This window comes from Candidatus Rickettsia mendelii (assembly GCF_057543435.1).
This window is the reverse complement of the sequence record NZ_BTGX01000006.1, coordinates 1-18,051: the sequence shown is the minus strand read 5'-3', so window position 1 is coordinate 18,051 and position 18,051 is coordinate 1. Positions and strand designations below refer to the sequence as shown.

The following is an 18,051-nucleotide window of genomic DNA, read 5'->3' as shown; positions in this document are numbered from 1 at the left end:
AGTGGAAAGTTGTTATCTGTAAACATTAATACGCCTGTTGCAATGTTTATACCTGTATTACAAAAAAAACCTAGAGTAGAAAAAATAATTTATTCTAGCAAAGGTAAAAAACTAGCACTATATTCTATTAAAGAGTTAATTAATGAAGGTAAAAGATACGCTTTAAACCTTAAATAGCTGATTGCTCATTAACTATTTCATGTTTTTTCTTTAAATTCTTTACCTACTGACATATCAAATTATAACTTCACTATGTATGAAGTTTATACAAGTTGCTAGAGCTAATAATCTTAATAATTTATTTGTTAACTGCAATACATGAAGATCTTGCTATGGTGACTAATGATAAAGCACTAATTAAAGCATACCACAATAATGGAGTACCACTTCTACAAGAGAATATTAATCTACATTTTTCATAAAATAGTATGGAAATTTCTAAATCTTTTATTATACTTAAAGCATAAATGATTATATTAAATAAAAGATTATTATGGTTTTAAATATAAAAGCTCCTGAAAATATAGTACTAAAGCCTCTCATTACAGTTTTCGGTGTTGGAGGCGCAGGAAGTAATGCAGTAAATAATATGATCGGTGCTAAACTACAAGGTGCTAATTTCGTAGTTGCTAATACTGATGCACAATCACTGGAACATTCTCTTTGTGAAAATAAAATCCAATTAGGCATTGCTACAACTAGAGGGCTTGGTGCAGGTGCATCTCCTGAAATTGGATCTTTAGCTGCACAAGAATCAGAAAACGAAATTCATGGTCACCTAGAAAATAGTAATATGGTATTTATTACAGCAGGTCTAGGAGGAGGCACAGGTACTGGAGCATCACCTGTTATCGCACGCATTGCCAAAGAACTTGGTATTCTTACAGTTGGAGTAGTCACAAAGCCATTCCACTTTGAAGGCGGACATCGTATGAAAACTGCTGATAAAGGGCTTATTGAATTACAGCAATATGTTGATACTTTAATTGTAATACCAAACCAAAATCTGTTTCGTATTGCTAATGAACAGACTACTTTTGCTGATGCATTTAAAATGGCAGATGATGTACTACATGCAGGAGTCCGAGGCGTAACAGATTTAATGATTATGCCGGGACTTATTAATCTCGACTTTGCTGATATTAAAGCTGTCATGAGTGAAATGGGTAAAGCAATGATGGGTACAGGTGAAGCTAGTGCTGAAGATAGAGCAATTAAAGCAGCAGAATCTGCAATTTCAAATCCTTTACTTGATCATAGCTCAATGTGTGGAGCAAAAGGAGTATTAATTAATATTACAGGCGGACCTGATATGACTTTATTTGAAGTTGATAGTGCTGCCAATCGAATTAGAGAAGAAGTAAATAACCCTGATGCTAATATTATTTTTGGTTCAACATTTAATCCAGAACTAAAAGGCATGATTAGAGTATCAGTAGTTGCTACTGGTATTGATGCTGATAAAATACCGCTATATAAACCTGCATTGGCTGAAACTACTCTACTCCCTGAAGAAAGTGAAGCTACACTACAACCTATTCAGATAGATGAAATTCCAAATTTTAATAGCTATAGTACTGAAAATGTTGAAATTACTGATTCTTTAATAAATCAAGATACTACTGCAAATAAAGATGAAATAAAATTAAATGTAAATACATATAACAATAAACCTGAAGAAGAAACACCTAAATCATCATTTTTAGGAAAAATATGGAGTTCGCTGCGAACTTCAAATAATCAGGTTTTAGAGCGCAAAAATATTGTTATTAGTGCGCAAGATCAAGATATTAAAGAATCTGATATTCATGATATACCAGCTTTTTTAAGAAAGAAATGAGATTAAATTAATCTTTGGATATATATCTTTTATCATCAAAGATTTTGTTTTGTAATTCAGTTATTATATCACCTATTGTTGATAAATTAGTACTATTAGCTTTAGTAATTTAATTGTCATAATTATTTCTTTATGATTAATTACAAGATGTAATGAATACTCTATAGATTCCCTATAACTGCTTATTGCTATTTTAACAAGATTACCAAATATTTAATTATTACTTGTAAGTTTTGTGTAGTATATAGATAGTTTAGTTGAATCAATAAAGTAAGCAGCAGTATCTTTCTCTCTAAATAGTTGCGACATCATAACAAGCGGTAGAACTAATCTTAGCCATATCTAGATTCTTTAAAAGATACAATAGGATTTTTATAATAATTGATAATTGTTACTAAAGGTCAAAATATTCTTCAATAGCCTCAACTTCTTGAACTTCTGGAACAAAATGTTTAAGCATTGACTCAATTCCATTTTTTAAGGTAATTGTAGAACTAGGACATCCTAAACAAGCACCACGTAGAGCTAATTTAACTGTGCCATTTTCAAAACCTTTATATATTATATCACCACCATCTTGAGCAACAGACGGACGTACTCTAGTTTCAATAATTTCTATGATTTGCTTCTCAATTTCTGAAAGCTCCTCACTATTAGATTTTATAATAGCACTTGATAAACTATTTTCTTCAAATACTGGCAATCCTGCGGCAAAATAATCAATAATAATCATTAAAATCTCTGGTTTTATCACTTGCCAATTACCTTCAATTTTCTTAGTTACCGTAATAAAATCGCTACCGAAAAATATTGATTTTACGTTATTAACATTAAATAGTGATTCCGCAAGCTTACTTTTGCCTTTAACTTCAGCAAGCTCACTAAAAAATATAGGTTGACCACTACTTATTTCTTGCCCAGGAAAAAATTTTATTGCATCTGGATTTGGTGTATCTTCAGTTTGAATAAACATAAATATAAACTAAATAATAAATTTGTTAACAATTGTAAGTAAATAGCTAGATTCTGACAACATCTTTATGATTAAATTCCTAATAAATGAATAGTATAGCAAAAAGCAATAGAAAGAGCAAGGTGTTTACAACCTGAGAATTGGACACACATATTAATATGCGAGCATTGGAGCTCAAAACAACATAGCCAATCTTTAAAATTCATCGAGTATATTATAATTTAGGTAAATATTTTATCAAATTATAAGCAGGAATAAAGCAAAACCCAGCAGCTATAAAAAAGTAAATCCAACCTAAATAAGTAGCAGCATAACCTGAAATACTACCAAATAATATAGTACCAACATGAGCAATAGAGGTAATTAAGGCAATCTGAGTTATACAATATTGAGAGCTACAGCATTTTAATTGGTAAGCAAAAAATGGAGACATAGTTAACCCTTTCGTAAACTCTTGAGAAAATACAGCTATATATAAGCTAATTAGATCTTGGTTATAAAAATAAAGAAATAGGAATGATAAACTTGATAAAGCATGATATATTAATACCCTTTTAAACAGATATAAATATTCATATTTTCTACATAAAAAACCACCTGCAAAACCGCCTAAAATAGCAGCACACATACCAAAAGCTTTATAACCAAAAGCTAAATCCTTTTTAGTGTAGCCTATATCTAGATAAAACATATTCGGCATTACTGAAAGAAAATTATCCTGAAAACGATATAGAAGCATAAAGCTGACAATTATTAGCCATTTAGGTTTTTTAATAAAGTCATAGAAAGCATGCCAAAATCTATCAAAACTATTAACAATAACTTTATCTTTAAATTTAAACGGATAGATTATAATTAAAAATAAAGATGGCAAACATAAAATTGCCATAGCCCTATAAACATTTTGCCAAGATATAATGGTCGATAAATAAAGTGCACCAGAGCTAGCAATAAGTATACCTATTCTAAAACCTGTAGTACATGCTGCTTCACTTATACCCCAATTTCTATTCGTAACGAATAGCATTTGTGAAGATTGTAATAATATATCATAAATTGAAGAAAAAAATGCTAAAGCTACTAAGCACAAAGCAAACGATATAAAATTATTATTAGGATTAAAACTTGTTAAAACATATACACAAAAAATGCAACTGATTAAAGAAAGGATTAAACAATATTTATATCCTTGCTTACTTGAAAGTACAAAACTTACTTTTTCAAGTAAAGGCCCCCACAAAAATTTAAATATACGAATAAAATTAACTAAGCTAAACAGTCCGATAGTAATTTTATCAACACTAGATTCTCGAAGCCAAAAAGACAGAGTTGAACCGGTAAGCAAATAAATTAAACCGCCGGGAAAAGAAATTATTAATATGAATAAAATATTAAATATAGATTTAAATCGTAAAAAATTAAAAGTGATGAATTTTCCCCCTTTGTTTTATTTTTTTAGACTTCATACATCGTGCGCGCACACACTTCTTCAAATCACGCGATGTTACCAACATGAAAATAGAACCTTGTTGCAAGTCCAGAAAAACTGACTTGTCATAAATCTATCAAAGTAGATTATCATAGATCACTTTTTAAAATACTATGGCCTGACCATAGTATAATATTTCACTAGTTTTTTTAACAATGTAACAATGCTCTACTTTCACGGTAACGACACCAAGCTATACGTACGATACTTTACTTTTTTTATTACTGTAACTGCTACCGTCAAAATTTCTTTTACGGTTATTATCAAAAGAATTAAACTTCTTATTAGTACTATCAGCTCTTCTATTATTACCAAATCTTCTACGATTATTTTTTACATTTCTAAACTCACTACGTGGTGTAGATTCTCCTTGATTTACTAGATGATTAATCGCACGCCATTTTATAACATCATCAGGAGAAATAAAAGATAATGCATGACCGGTTGCACCTGCTCTACCTGTTCTACCTATTCTGTGTAAATAATCTTCAGGACACATTGGTAAATCATAATTAATAACATGCTTTGTATGAGGAATATCAAGTCCACGAGCAGCTACATCAGTTGCTACCATTATCCTATGGTTTGACTTACGGAATGATGAAATTACTCTTTCACGTTGACGTTGACTTAAATCACCATGTATAGCTTCCGCTTCATGATTTTCATATCTCAACATTTTAGCTAATTGATCTGCAGATCGTTTAGTTTTTACAAAAATAATTACTGATCCTTCTCTATTATTAAGCTGTTTAGTTAATTCACTAAATTTTTCTTTATCAGAAATATGTACCGATTCCTGTTTTATTTCTATAGCTGCCTTATTAGCAGCACCAACTGTAATACGTACTGGATTATTTAGATATTTCTGAGAAAGAGCAATAATATGTTTTGGCATAGTAGCAGAAAACATTAAAACCTGCCTCTTTTCTGGCAAAAATTTGTTGATTTCTTCTAACTGTTCTTTCATCCCCATATCAAGCATTCTATCCATTTCATCAAGTACCGTTATACCTATATGATCAATTTTTAAACTGCCTCGGGTTAAATGATCAATAATACGCCCTGGAGTACCAATAATCACTTTTGGATTCTTCTTTTTTAATTGCACAAATTGTTTAGGCATTGGTTCACCGCCTATTAAAATTATACTATTAATTTTGTAAGATATAGTTACTTTGTTTAAAGTACTATATATTTGTGTTGCAAGTTCTCTTGTCGGAACAAGGATCAAAGTAGTAGTTTTATTTTTAATAAATGAATTAATGGCCGGCAATAAATAAGCAAGAGTTTTTCCCGAACCTGTCTGGCTAGAAGCGAGTATATCAGAACCTGCCATTGCGACCGGAATTGATTGCTTTTGTATTTCGGTCGGCTCAGTTATATTCATCTTCTCAAGAGCAATAATTAATTCTTCAGATAAATTAAAGTTTTTCATTATATGATAATCCAATATAGTTTTAAGTCAAAATATGCACATTACTGATTGTATAAAAATAAGTTACAGCAAAAAATAACAACTTATATAATTATTCTGATTCAAAAAATATGCATAACTGCTACAAAACACTAATTAAATACATAAAACCATAATGAACAATGAAGCTATTTTAGAATCTAATTCAAGCTAGAACTAATGATGATACCATCATAGAGTATTTTCATCCTCTTTAACAAGAAAAAATTTATTATACTTTAAATTATATCGGTTATTATAAGACAAAAACAAAATATTTACTATTTTGATAAAGACGACTAAGAATTCCTAAATTATAAAAAACCTTGGATAGCTGTTTTTAGTATTTAAAATATAATTATTTAATTCTAAGGTTAACAGCAAAAACTTTACCTTTATTCTCTTCAAGGTCAAAAACTACACCTTGTCCTTCATCCAGGCTCTGGAGACCTGCTGCTTCTACAGCGGATTTGTGTACAAACACATCCTTACCGCCATTTTCTTGTTCAATAAATCCAAAATTCTTTGTCGCATTATACCACTTAACTTTACCTACTATATTTGTAGCCATAAAAACCTTTATTAGATAGAAATTACTTATTGAATTTAACCAATACTTATAATTGATTAAAGTTTAAATTTAAACCTTACTTATACAAGAACTGATAAAAATTCATTATGCAAAACTATCCTACCTTGCGGTACTTGTCAATAACATGCAAGAGAAAGTATCACTTTCTAAAGCTAATTTAGCATATTACTACTATTTTGTCACTATTTAAGTTAATTATCTAAGAAATTAATAGCAAAAGCATACTTATGCTTCAACTTTCCTATATTATTTAGGGACTCTATGCAGAAAATATACATTTATTTATTTTTAATTATTTAGCACTAACAATTATAATATTTTTTTAGTATCTTCCCCCTATTTTATTAATTTGCGCATAAAAATACCTTAAAATATAAATAATTTAAATTTCCTATGCAGAACATAATAAAAGTACTTGCCTTTTTACATTTTTTTTATTAGTCTACCCGTTTAGCAAGTGCAACTCTAATATCCACAACTGCCCGCGTGATGGAATGGTAGACATAACGGACTTAAAATCCGTGGAGCGTAAGCTCTTGCCGGTTCAAGTCCGGCCGCGGGTACCACTCTTTAACTTCCTAAAAGAATTTACGTAAAGCTGTAAGAATAAAAATCTCAGTACGCTTACATGTATACTTAGAGAAAGTAATAATTAACACTCTAAAATCTTTTCGAGCAGATCTAAGTAATAAATGTAGTAAGATTCTCATTATTTAAGTTACTTACGTAAAATTAAAGAAAAAGCAGTAAGTAACTTAAATAGGAACTATAATTTTTGCTATAGCATAGGAACAATCAGTATAGCTGCTTTAGGAAATTATTAACATTAAATTAATGTCTAATAAAATTTGCTAAGCAGTTTGAAGCTTTAAGGTTTATATTTACTGTCTAGCAAAACTTAACAATGAGTCATTATTTATTACATAATAAAACCTTATTAGAACTATCTCAATAGCGTAATAATTATAAATAAGTGTAGAATTATTTGATGATATAAAACAGACTAAAGCTATTTAATGTAGATTGTTACATTCATTTAAATAGCTTTAATCTCTTTAATCGTTAATTATGGTAGAAGCTTTTAGAAAACAAATATTACTAAAAAACTTAATTAAGGGGAATTATTTACTTAATGCTGAACACTAATTAAGCTAGTTTATGCTAATAATAAAAAATTAAATGAGCTTATTAAACGTCAAGAATTAGAAATAGTAAATTTTTTCTTAAAAATTTACTATATAATTATTTCAACCAACAATTATATATTTTTGAATTACTTTAATTACCCCTATAGCTTAATCCTCTTAAATAATGTTTTATACTACCTCATAACATATAAGCTAAGTTTTAAGAATTAGCATAAAAAATAAAGAAGAACAAATTTTAATCTCTGAGTCTTACATCAATGAAGAGAAAGAAAAGCAATTAAAAGCTAAAAAAAAGAACTTAAGTTGATATTAATAACACTTGCTTGATTAGCTTTTTAGCTTTTAATCATTTTGTTTTGCACTATATAAAAATAGAAAATAGTATGATGTAATATACAACAAAAACAAGGCAACTAGATAAGTTTAATAATAGTTGCTAAAGCAGTAAATAGTTAAGATTATTAGCATTCCTTAGGGTCAAAAAGTTATTTATTACGCTAGAAAGGCACCACATAATTACAATGTATAAGTTAGATACCGCCTTATAACTACTAAATTAGCTATCATATGCAGAGCTTATAAACATATTAAAGCCCTAAAGCTTTTTTCTTCTATTATGCTGCAAGCTACATTACTAGGTAATAACTTTCTATATACCACCTTCAAAACTCTTTAAAATGAGTTAAACCTTCAATAAGCACATCACAACCATTTTTTTTCAAAATAATGATCATAAACTTCTAACCATTTAGCAACCACCTGTAAATAAGGATATGTTTTACCAGGATTTATAGTTCGTTCAAAAAACAATAAGCTTAAAATAAAAATATGATCCTACCTTAAGCATAAACCTAATTTGCAAATTTTTATATCTTTATATTATAATCTTTACTTATTAGAAAAATAGATAAATACTAAAATGATGCAAGGCTTTAACATTAAAAAAGATAAAAGCAGGTAATAAAAATAAAAAATTTGTATTGCAAGCTTGGCAGTGACCTACTCTCCCATGCCTTATGACATAGTACCATTGGCGCTATGAGGTTTCACATTCGAGTTCGGGATGGGATCGTGTGTTTCACTCATGCTATAACCACCAAGCTAACAATACAAACTTTTTTGAGTATGTTTGTATTAATTTAACTATTGTTAGTTGATAAAGCTAACTTAACTTTTATGAATTGATGCTACATTTGATTATATAATTAACACTATATGCACATGTAATCTCACAGCAAAGTAAACCAATCGAGCTATTAGTATCAGTTAGCTACACGTGTTACCACGCTTCCACACCTGACCTATCAACGTGGTGGTCTTCCACGGCTCTAATGGGGAAGTCTAGTTTTGAGGTGGGTTTCCTGCTTAGATGCATTCAGCGGTTATCCCTTCCGTACTTAGCTACCCAGCTGTGCCGTTGGCACGACAACTGGTCCACCAGGGGTACGTCCACCTCGGTCCTCTCGTACTAAAGGCAGATCCTCTCAAACTTCCTACACCCACGGCAGATAGGGACCGAACTGTCTCACGACGTTCTAAACCCAGCTCACGTACCACTTTAATCGGCGAACAGCCGAACCCTTGGGACCTTCTTCAGCCCCAGGATGTGATGAGCCGACATCGAGGTGCCAAACGATTTCGTCGCTATGGACGCTTGGAAATCATCAGCCTGTTATCCCCGGAGTACCTTTTATTCGTTGAGCGATGGCCCTTCCACTCGGGACCACCGGATCACTATGACCGACTTTCGTCTCTGTTCGTCTTGTCAGACTCACAGTCAGGCTAGCTTATGCCATTGCACTCTAAAAGTTGATTTCCGACCAACCTGAGCTAACCATCGCGCGCCTCCGTTACTCTTTGGGAGGCGACCGCCCCAGTCAAACTACCCACCATGCATTGTCTCGGACCCTGATTCAAGGATCTCGGTTAGATGCCAAGAACCAGAAGGGTGGTATCTCAAGGGTGACTCCACAAAGGCTAGCGCCTTTGCTTCGTAGTCTCCCACCTATCCTGCACATCTGATTCCTAACACCAGTGCAAAGCTATAGTAAAGGTTCACGGGGTCTTTCCGTCTGACCGCGGGAACTCCGCATCTTCACGGAGAATTCAATTTCGCTGAGTCGATACTGGAGACAGTGGGGAAATCGTTACGCCATTCGTGCGGGTCGGAACTTACCCGACAAGGAATTTCGCTACCTTAGGACCGTCATAGTTACGGCCGCCGTTCACTGGGACTTCAATTCAGAGCTTGCACCCCTCCTTTTAATCTTCCAGCACTGGGCAGGCGTCAGACCCTATACGTCGTCTATTGACTTTGCAGAGCCCTGTGTTTTTAATAAACAGTCGCTACCCCCTAGCTTGTGCCACCTGCCTATGGTTGCCCACATGCAGGTCATCTTTCTTCCGAAGTTACAGATGCAATTTGCCTAGTTCCTTCAGCATCGTTCTCTCAAGCGCCTTGGTATACTCTACCTGTCCACCTGTGTCGGTTTCGGGTACGGTCTATAACGAAGGTGTTATTTCCTGGAAAATATCCACTGCACAATCAATCCAATAAGCTTGTACAATTTACTATTTTCGTCACATCCCTCAGGTTCAGGAATATTAACCTGATTCCCATCGATTACGCCTTTCAGCCTCACCTTAGGGGCCGACTAACCTTGCGCAGATTAACTTTACGCAAGAACCCTTGGACTTTCGGCGAGAATGTTTCTCACATTCTTTATCGCTACTTATGTCAGCATTCTCACTTCCGATACCTCCAGCAAACCTTACAGTTCACCTTCGCAGGCTTACGGAACGCTCCGCTACCACTCACGCAAAACACATGAATCCGCATCTTCGGTACATGACTTGAGCCCCGTTACATTGTTGGCGCAAGAAAACTTACTTAGACTAGTGAGCTATTACGCTTTCTTTAAATGATGGCTGCTTCTAAGCCAACATCCTAGTTGTTTTGGTCTTCTCACATCCTTTAACACTTAGTCATGATTTAGGGACCTTAGATGGCGGTCTGGGCTTTTTCCCTCTCGACTATGGACCTTAGCACCCATAGTCTGTCTGCTATGCTGTACTCGTCGACATTCGGAGTTTGATTGAGTTTGGTAAGTCTGTGGGACCCCCTAGCTCATTCAGTGCTCTACCTTCGACGGTAATCGCTATAACGCTCTACCTAAATAGATTTCGCGGAGAACCAGCTATATCCGAGTTTGATTGGCCTTTCACCCCTAACCACAGCTCATCCCCTACTTTTTCAACAGTAGTGGGTTCGGTCCTTCAGCGGATTTTACTCCACTTTCAACCTGGCCATGGCTAGATCACCCGGTTTCGGGTCTAATTCATCTAACTAACACGCCCTATTCAGACTTGCTTTCGCTACGCCTACACCTAACGGCTTAAGCTTGCTAGATAAACTAAGTCGCTGACCCATTATACAAAAGGTACGCCGTCACAAAACATATAAATATGTCTGCTCCGACTGCTTGTAAGCATTTGGTTTCAGGTACTATTTCACTCCCCTTGTCGGGGTACTTTTCACCTTTCCCTCACGGTACTTGTTCACTATCGGTCACTAGAGAGTACTTAGGCTTAGAGGGTGGTCCCCCTATATTCAGACAGGATTTCACGTGTCCCGCCTTACTCAAGAACTTCAAACTTTTTACCTATACGGGACTATCACCCTCTATGGTTAACCTTTCCACTGTTATTTTAGTTATTTTTTTGAAGTTACTGGCCTGGTCCGCGTTCGCTCGTCACTACTAACGGAGTCTCGGTTGATGTCCTTTCCTCCAGCTACTTAGATATTTCAGTTCGCTGGGTTCGCCTCATGTAGCTATTTATTCACTATATGATACCTAAAAATTAGGTAGGTTTCCCCATTCGGAAATCTTCGGATCAAAGTTCATTCGCAACTCCCCGAAGCTTATCGCAGCGTATTACGTCCTTCATCGCCTTCTAGTGCCAAGGCATCCACCAAATGCTCTTATTATATTTACTTATGCCTTTAACTTGAGATTACACAATGCATACAGAATTAATTTTACAATCACTCTGTCAGTATCTAAACTCACGATATAAATTTTTATTATCGCGGTGTATTTAGTTTTTAGCTTTATCAACTTTTTAAACAGCTACAAAGTTTTCTTAAACCTTGCGTGATGACTTTATATCTATATTTTTAAAACTTGTCAAACACTAATTTCAAATAATTTTAATTTTATTTTTTATAAATTATTTTAACTGCTCTTAAGAAAAGACTTAGCCGACTTTTTTCAGGTTTATAGTATACCTTACGCTCTGAATATTCTAAAAATCTTTATTTTTACCATTACTTTAATACTACTCCTGTTAAAATATTTGTACCACGTAAAAATTCCTCTACATCTAAAGCTTTTTTACTTTCTTGCTGAAGTTTTTTTACCTGTAGTATGCCACTCCCACAAGCTATTTCTAACTTATCACTAATAACGATACCTGGAGTAAAATCATGAGATTTGTCAAAATATTCTGCTTCAAGAATTTTAATTATCTTATTATTATAATTAAAATATATACCTGGCCAAGGGTTCATACCCCTTATTTTACAATCTATCTTATAAGCTGATTCATACCAATTAATTTTTCCTTCTTCCTTAGTTAGCTTATGAGCATAAGTAACGCCTTTATTAGACTGCTTTATTGGTACTATATTATCGATATTTGCAAGTGTTTTAATTAATAACTCCGCTCCTAAATTAGCACATTTATCATGTAACTCTTGTAGTGTTATTCTTTCCTCTAAATCAAATTCCTCTTTCATCAATATATCACCTGTATCAAGTCCCACATCCATACGCATAATACACACACTACTTTTTCGATCACCTTCAATAATAGTACGTTGTAATGGTGCAGCACCTCTATGACGTGGCAAATCAGATGGATGAATATTAAGACAACCATATCTCTTTGCTTCTAAAATACTTTTTGGTATGATAAAACCATATGCAGTAACAACTATTATATCAGCATTAATTCTATTAATTAAATTTATTATTTCATCATCACGAAGAGTAGAAGGAATATAAACAGATATTCGATGTTTAAGCGCTAATTGATGTACTGGAGATTGAGCTTCAATAAGTCCTCTACCTTTAGCTTTAGGCATTTGAGTAAAAACAGCGACAACTTGATGATGAGAATTTATAAGATTTTTAAGAGCAGGAACAGCAAATTCTGGTGTACCCATAAAGATTATTTTCATACTATATTATTTTTAAGTTTCTTGAGCTTACGAAAGGCTACATCTCGTTTGAGATTGCTTAAATAATCGATTATAAGCCTACCTTCCAAATGATCATATTCATGCTGAATGACTCTTGCTAACCAATCACTTGCTTCAAGTTCTTGCAACTTATTATGGTAATCTAAATATCTGATTTTTATAGAGTCTGGTCTTATTATCTCAAAATATTGTTCAGGCAATGAAATGCATCCTTCTTTAGCAGTAACTAATTCTTCTGACTTTTCTATTATTTCAGGATTCACTATAAAAAGCGGATAAAAATCTTTTGGTCTTTCTATATCATCATGATCGTTTATATCAATTACTAGGATACGCTTTAATACTCCAACTTGTACAGCAGCAAGACCAGCTCCATTGTGATGATACATAGTCTTAAGCATATCATCCATAAATTTTTGTGTTTGACTGGTAACCTCTAAAACAGGCTGAGATCTCTGTTTCAATCTTTCATCAGGTGCTGTTACTATTGATAATATTGACATATCTTTGAATATAATATTTCGAGTTAATGTACTATAAAATCACCAAAATGTAAAGGAAGCAATCTACCTAACTGTTGCAATAGTCGCATGATAAACTTATTTATTTATAATAATTTATGGGTTATCATATTTAGTAAAATAATGGTAAATATCTATAAAATGCAAATTTAGGATAAGGAAAGAATGGAGAAGAGAAATAATAAAAAATTTACAAAGACTAGGTGTAAGTTATATAGTATTTTGATTTTAAATCATGTACTCAACAATGAAGGGATGTACATCAAAGTATATTTGGTATACTTGATACTTTTTATAAGGTACATAAAGAATGAGGGCAGCAAAATTAGTATATAGCAAGCCTTAGAGAAAAGGAGACTAAAAGCTTTATGAGTTACTGACCAGAAGATATATCCAAAGATTAATTTAATAACTTATATTCTCATGAATTACCTTTATTTACAGGAAATACAGAAAAAATGAAAATCATTTGTTAGATATAGAAGACATAGTTTTATTATGCAAAAGATCGTTCATTCATTGAATCTATATTTAATGTTCTAAAAAAGTCTATGAATCTTAGAGCATTCAAAGCACAAATTACCTATGAACCTCCTATTCTATATCATTCTTGTGTTAATACTTACAATATAAAACTAATATTTTTAATCTCTCTATTCCTAACTTCTATCTATTTTTATCCTTACCTAATATTGGGAACATTTGAAGCTAATTATAATGATAATTATAACCTAAATATAGCACTATCAAATCTAGGAAAAATAATTAGAAATTTTAAATACTTTAAATTAAAGAAGTTACTTTTAGAGAGCAGAATGGGCAGAAATATGCAAGAAAACAATTTAATTAGTAATCTAGAGATGTATTGTATAAATTAACTTTAAGAATATATTATAACTAATACAAATATACCAGCTGCCTGAAAATAAACTCTCAAAGTCATCAACTTTGAACTAAATTTCCTATCAAATTTACTACTAATAGCACTTTGACACAATACCTATAATCAAGACTGTAACAGTTACTAATTAGCATTAAAAACCATATCATAATTTGCTTATCTCTAATTTGTTTCAAATATTATATATTACTCATCTTAAATCAACTTTCTATATTAGAGTTAGTTCAGAAATTAATTAATTGTTTGTTTACAAAAATTAAAAATTAAATGTGTAATAGACAGTGTTTTATTTTAGGCAAAAGAAATGAAAATTATAAAGTTTTTGTATTACTCAGTTCCTATGAAAGCAGAAATAATATAGCATGCTCTGTAAAAACCACGAGTACACTGTTTGTACAGTATAGGAGACGTTTTATGAGCTAACGCAGTAATGTTTAAGTATTTAGAAACACTGCCTAAGATTGCCAAATCTTATCTTCCTCTAATTCAGTATCTTCTTCATCCTCAGAACTTTCAGCAATTAAAGAGGCAGAAACGACTTTTTCACCTTCATCTAACTTAAACAATATGACACCGCTAGTATTACGTCCTGTAATACGCACTGATTCAAGTTTACAGCGAATTAACTTACCGCTATCAGTAATAAGCATTAACTCATCATCCATCTTAACTGACATAACACCGATAACCAAACCGGTCTTGTCATTGACATCCATATTGATTATACCGCTACCGCCACGATCAGTAATTCTATAACCATATGCTGAGCTTCTTTTACCAAAACCATTTTCAGTAACTGTTAATATAAACTCTTCAGAGCTAGCCATTTCTAAAATGGCATCAGCAGTTAAGTTTGCAATTAACTCTTCAGGATTAACTAACTCTCCTTTAGCAATTTCAAGCCTTCGCTCCCACGGTATCGACAAATAAGCCTCTCTTCCTTCTTTTGTACTGCTAATTCCTCTAAGCACAGTCATAGAAATTACGGAATCATCTTCTGCAAGCCTCATGCCTCGTACACCATCAGAAGTACGGCTTTTAATAATACGAAGTGATGCTACTGGGAATCTTAGTGCTTTACCAGCTTTAGTAGCAAGTAAAATATGTTCATCTTCCTTGCAAGGTTTTACGTCAATTAATTTATCATCCTCATCAAGCCTAATAGCAATTTTACCGTTTGATTGGATCTTCTTAAAGTCTAGTAAATCGCTTCTTCTAATATTACCTTTAGCAGTTGCAAACATAATATTTAAATTACCTAACTCATCCTGATTTTCAGGTAATGGCATGATATTTGTAATATATTCATCTTCTTTAAGAGGTAATATATTAACCATTGGTCTACCTTTACCTTGAGGGTTACTTAATGGTAGTTTATACAGCTTTAAGCTATAAACCTGACCGATATTTGAGAAAAACAACATCGGAGTATGTGTGCTGCCGACGAAAACTTGTGTAGTAATATCTTCGTCTCGCATTGAAAGCCCAAATCTCCCCTTACCTCCTCGTTTTTGCGCACGATAGCTACTGAGAGGAACACGTTTTATATACCCACCAAGCGTTACGGTTACTACCATTTCTTCACGTTGAATTAAATCTTCTATATCTTGATCAAATTCACCAAATTCAATCGAAGTAAGACGAGGGGTTGCAAATTCTTTCTTAACTTCAACTAATTCCTCTTTTAAAATCTCAAGTAATCTCTCCCTTGAGCCAAGTATATTAAGATACTCAGTAATTTCTGTAGCAAGATTTTTTAGATCTTCCTCTAATTTATTCTTCTCCATAGCAGTTAAACGCTGTAATCTCATATCTAAGATTGCTTTAACCTGCACCTCAGTAAATCTACATTGGCTATGATTATCTAGCATTGCTTTGTCATCCACTAACTTTACAAGCGGCAAAATATTTAATGCATCCCACTGGCGTGCCATTAATTTTTGTCTAGCTACATTTGAATCATTTGAAGACTTAATAATGTGAATTATTTCATCGATATTGCTAACAGCAATAGTAAGTCCCAATAGAATATGAGCTCTATCTCTTGCTTTATTCAGTAAATGTATAGTACGGTTGGTAATTACTACTTCTCTAAAATTAACGAAAGCAGCAATTACTTCCTTTAAGTTCATTACTTTAGGCAAGCCGTCTTTAAGTGCTAGCATTATTACACCAAAACTAGTTTGAAGCTGCGTACAAGCATATATTTGATTTAATACTACTTCGGCTACTATATCTTTTTTCAATTCAATATAAATTCTTATACCGTTTTTATTCGATTCATCACGTAAATCACTGATCCCTTCAATACGTTTCTCTTTAACCATCTCAGCAATCTTCTCAACTAATCTAGCTTTATTTACCATAAACGGTATTTCAGTAATAATAATTGCTTGACGTCCGCTTCCTATATTCTCGATTTCAGTTCGACCTCTTATAATGATGCTGCCTCGGCCTGTTAAATATGCTGACCTAATACCGCTAACACCTAAAATCATTGATCCTGTAGGAAAATCAGGTCCTCTGACAACCTCTAAAAGATCTAAAATTTCTATATTATTATTATCTATGTATAAACAACAAGCATCAATAACTTCTCCAAGATTATGTGGTGGAATATTAGTTGCCATACCAACAGCAATACCGCCACTACCATTCACTAGTAAGTTTGGAAACATAGCAGGAAGTACTGACGGTTCTTGTTCAGAACCATCATAATTAGAATTAAAGCTAACCGTTTCCTTATCAATATCGCTAATCAATTTATGCGATACTTTTGCCATTCGTGATTCGGTATACCTCATGGCAGCAGCAGCATCACCATCTATAGAGCCGAAATTACCTTGCCCGTCAACAAGCGGCAAACGCAATGAAAAATCTTGTGCCATACGTACTAACGAATCGTAAATAGCACTATCCCCATGTGGATGGTATTTACCCATCACGTCACCTACTATTCTAGCAGATTTTCTGTAAGGTTTACTAGCGTGGTTACCTGCTTCATACATTGAATAGATAATACGGCGATGTACTGGCTTTAAGCCATCACGAACATCCGGTATTGCTCTACTTACTATGACACTCATAGCATAATCAAGATAAGATACTTTCATCTCATCTTCGATATTTACCGGTACTAAATTAGAAGAATATTTATCAATCACTATCAAAGAACCTTGAATTTAATGAATATGTTAATTATAGAGATATAATAAATTTCTTTCAAGAATTGCTTATATTTATTAAAGATGTAGTTTTATAACATTTAATCTTAAAGAGTATTAATATTGTGCATATCTTACTACAGAAGAAGCTTATAATTCCTAAAATCTTAAAATACTTACTTTATACTTAATTTAATGTTCCCCTAAAACTCCTGCATCTGGATTTAGTTGTATATTATCTTGCAATTTACAGAATGTTTTCGTTAGCATTATTGCATTAGGTAATGAATCACTTAATTCTATGCTTAGTTCCTTATTAATAGTAAGTGATAGTAATATTATAAGTATAGGAAATAAATAAAGACAAGGTTTTATAGAAATTTTCAAGCGCTGTCATTTGTAAGTACAATAAATCATATGGGTAGTGGGGTGGTATTATAAACATGGTATCATTTATAGAGAATAAGAAGAGATTATTAACAGAGTGTTAAAGTATAAGAATATTATATGGGTTCAATATCATGCTTTGAAGATCTTAGATAGGCTTAGATGGTACTGGAAACCTAAATTTAGAATTTAGTTGGAGGATTGATAAAACATATGTTTAAAGTTAAGAGGTAAGTAAGAATATCTATATAGAATTTTAGATAAGAATGGAGATGCTATCAATTTTATTTACTTCTGCTTGTACTACTCTAATAAGT

9 protein-coding genes, 1 tRNA gene, 2 rRNA genes and 1 pseudogene are annotated in these 18,051 nt (G+C 32.7%); 3 read left to right on the top strand and 10 right to left on the bottom strand.

Annotation, left to right across the window (positions count from 1 at the left end):
• The first annotated feature begins 9 nt into the window (after positions 1–9).
• Positions 10–177, top strand: a complete 168-nt coding sequence (locus tag AC27F4_RS00640; RefSeq protein ID WP_487061074.1) for a hypothetical protein — start codon at positions 10–12, stop codon at positions 175–177.
• 316 nt (positions 178–493) lie between these two features.
• The gene (ftsZ, locus tag AC27F4_RS00635) at positions 494–1,840 is read left to right on the top strand and encodes a cell division protein FtsZ (protein ID WP_487061072.1); all 1,347 of its coding nucleotides are present in this window, start codon (positions 494–496) and stop codon (positions 1,838–1,840) included.
• Positions 1,841–2,234: 394 nt separating this feature from the next.
• Here ftsZ and AC27F4_RS00630 read toward each other — a convergent pair whose 3' ends face one another.
• The 4 genes from AC27F4_RS00630 to AC27F4_RS00615 all read right to left on the bottom strand — a co-directional run bounded on the left by AC27F4_RS00630 (position 2,235) and on the right by AC27F4_RS00615 (position 6,329).
• A complete protein-coding gene (locus AC27F4_RS00630; RefSeq protein WP_487061070.1) occupies positions 2,235–2,813 on the bottom strand; it encodes a NifU family protein in 579 nt (192 codons plus the stop codon).
• Positions 2,814–3,027: 214 nt separating this feature from the next.
• Positions 3,028–4,242, bottom strand: coding sequence for an MFS transporter (locus tag AC27F4_RS00625; RefSeq protein ID WP_487061257.1), 1,215 nt, complete (start codon positions 4,240–4,242; stop codon positions 3,028–3,030).
• A 253-nt stretch (positions 4,243–4,495) separates the two neighbouring features.
• Positions 4,496–5,740 (bottom strand): DEAD/DEAH box helicase, encoded by a 1,245-nt coding sequence (locus tag AC27F4_RS00620; protein WP_487061068.1) that lies wholly within the window; start codon positions 5,738–5,740, stop codon positions 4,496–4,498.
• Between the two features lie 376 nt (positions 5,741–6,116).
• Positions 6,117–6,329, bottom strand: coding sequence for a cold-shock protein (locus tag AC27F4_RS00615; protein WP_487061066.1), 213 nt, complete (start codon positions 6,327–6,329; stop codon positions 6,117–6,119).
• 501 nt (positions 6,330–6,830) lie between these two features.
• Between AC27F4_RS00615 and AC27F4_RS00610 the strand changes: the two genes are divergently transcribed.
• Positions 6,831–6,916: transfer RNA gene (locus AC27F4_RS00610), tRNA-Leu, on the top strand.
• Between the two features lie 1,568 nt (positions 6,917–8,484).
• On the opposite strand, the gene rrf is transcribed toward AC27F4_RS00610, so the two are convergent.
• The 6 genes and pseudogenes from rrf to gyrA all read right to left on the bottom strand — a co-directional run bounded on the left by rrf (position 8,485) and on the right by gyrA (position 17,347).
• Positions 8,485–8,599 (bottom strand): 5S ribosomal RNA (gene rrf / locus AC27F4_RS00605).
• Between the two features lie 134 nt (positions 8,600–8,733).
• Positions 8,734–11,495, bottom strand: a 23S ribosomal RNA gene (locus AC27F4_RS00600).
• Between the two features lie 330 nt (positions 11,496–11,825).
• Complete coding sequence (gene fmt / locus AC27F4_RS00595) at positions 11,826–12,740, bottom strand: methionyl-tRNA formyltransferase (RefSeq protein WP_487061064.1); 915 nt, start codon at positions 12,738–12,740, stop codon at positions 11,826–11,828.
• Complete coding sequence (gene def / locus AC27F4_RS00590) at positions 12,737–13,264, bottom strand: peptide deformylase (RefSeq protein ID WP_487061062.1); 528 nt, start codon at positions 13,262–13,264, stop codon at positions 12,737–12,739. The genes fmt and def overlap by 4 nt, the downstream gene beginning before the upstream one ends.
• Positions 13,265–14,162: 898 nt before the next feature.
• Positions 14,163–14,332: pseudogene (locus AC27F4_RS00585) on the bottom strand (HIG1 domain-containing protein).
• Between the two features lie 306 nt (positions 14,333–14,638).
• Positions 14,639–17,347: a DNA topoisomerase (ATP-hydrolyzing) subunit A gene (gyrA, locus tag AC27F4_RS00580; RefSeq protein WP_487061060.1), complete on the bottom strand. Its 2,709-nt coding sequence runs from the start codon at positions 17,345–17,347 to the stop codon at positions 14,639–14,641.
• Between the last annotated feature and the right edge of the window lie 704 nt (positions 17,348–18,051).